General features: G+C 64.7%; 2 protein-coding genes. Both read right to left on the minus strand.

Going from position 1 to position 1,180, the window contains the following annotated elements; all coding sequences use genetic code 11:
- Positions 1–594, minus strand: a 594-nt coding sequence (locus tag HC022_RS27010; RefSeq protein WP_167454429.1) for a CBS domain-containing protein, incomplete at its 3' end; no start/stop codon positions are given.
- Between the two features lie 39 nt (positions 595–633).
- On the minus strand, positions 634–1,113 hold the full coding sequence (gene ybeY / locus HC022_RS27015) for an rRNA maturation RNase YbeY (protein ID WP_167454430.1): 480 nt from the start codon (positions 1,111–1,113) through the stop codon (positions 634–636).
- Between the last annotated feature and the right edge of the window lie 67 nt (positions 1,114–1,180).

A 1,180-nucleotide genomic window follows, 5' to 3' on the forward strand; every position in this document is an offset into this window, starting at 1 on the left:
GATGTCGTGTTCGTCCTCGATCTCGCCGATGACCTGCTCGATGAGATCCTCGATGGTCACGAGCCCGTCGACGCCGCCGTATTCGTCGATCACCAGCGCCATGTGCCGGCGTTCGGTCTGCATCTTGGTGAGCAGCACGCCGATCGGCATGGAGGGCGGGACGAAGACCAGAGGGCGCAGCATCTTCTTGAGATCGAAGCGCTGGCCGGAGCCGTTGAAGCCGTGGCGAAGCGCGAAATCCTTGAGGTGTGCCATGCCCACGGGCGTGTCGAGCGTGCCGGAATAGACCGGCAGGCGGGTCATGCCGCTTTCGCGAAAGACCTGCACCAGTTCGGGCTTGGTGATGGTGTCTGGCACCGCGACGATGTCCGCCTTGGGAATCGCCACGTCCTCCACCCGCATCCGGCGCAGGTTCATAAGGCTCGGCGGTGGCGCCTGAACCTGTGGCGCAGCTGCGCCGTTCATCCCGGTGCCGGTGTCGGTTGCCGGTCGGAATACATTGAAAACACGGCGGAAAATACCGTCGCCGTGGTTCACATCTGCCGTCTGCCGCGCGCTTTGCGCTGCCGTAGACGAGCCGTCACTATCGCCCATCGATCCTATCCGTTGGCGGGGCCTTGACCCCAAGTCTCATCAATATGGGTTCGCTACCCCCAGTTTGCCAAGTATTTCCACTTCGAGAGTTTCCATGACCGTGGCGTCTTCGTCACGAATGTGATCGTAACCCAGAAGATGCAAGGTTGCGTGAACGATCAGGTGGGTCAGATGAGCGGAAAGCGGCTTGTCCTGTTCCTGGGCCTCGCGCAGGCAGGTTTCCCAGGCGATGGCGATGTCCCCGAGCTCTTCCGGCATCCCCGGCATGCCCGGTTCGGGCAGGTCTTCCGGGTCACGCTCTTCCGAGGGCCAGGACAGGACGTTGGTGGGTGCAGGCTTGTATCGGAAATCGCCGTTGAGCTCGGCGATGCGGGCGTCGTCGCAGGCGAGGATGGCGATCTCGAACCCGTCGGGGTCGAGGTCGAGCGCGGTCAGCGCGGCGCGGGCGGCGGTCTCGGCGAGCGCCTCGAACCCGGCCTCCTGCCAGCGGTCGTCTTCGAGAAGGGTGTCGGTCAGCATGGGCGGATCCGTCGCAGGGGGGCGCTGCCCCCGTCGCGCCCGGGGGCGCTCCTCCCCCGGAGTTTAG

The sequence above is a fragment of the Salipiger sp. HF18 genome, assembly GCF_011806505.1.
GTDB lineage: Bacteria > Pseudomonadota > Alphaproteobacteria > Rhodobacterales > Rhodobacteraceae > Salipiger > Salipiger thiooxidans.